The sequence below is a fragment of the Shigella sp. FC1967 genome (assembly GCF_001743005.1).
Taxonomy (GTDB): Bacteria; Pseudomonadota; Gammaproteobacteria; order Enterobacterales; family Enterobacteriaceae; genus Proteus.
On the sequence record NZ_MIIZ01000368.1, the window covers coordinates 1 to 232 of the forward strand.

The window sequence follows — 232 nt, forward strand, 5'->3', positions numbered from 1 at the left end:
CCTTCACCTTTTGCGTCATTTTCAGGGTGAACAGCAATCAGAGTGGGAACACCAAAACCACGCTTATATTCTTCACGAACTTCTGTACCTGGGCATTTTGGTGCAACCATCACAACAGTGATGTCATCACGAATTTTTTCGCCTACTTCAACGATATTAAAGCCATGGGAGTAACCTAATGCTGCACCTGATTTCATCAACGGCTGAACGGCTTGAACAACAGCAGAATGCT

Annotated in this window: 1 pseudogene; it reads right to left on the bottom strand. The window is 44.4% G+C overall.

Annotated elements, in window-relative coordinates:
- A pseudogene (locus tag BHE89_RS03280) lies at nucleotides 1–232 on the bottom strand (ketol-acid reductoisomerase); the annotation flags it as partial.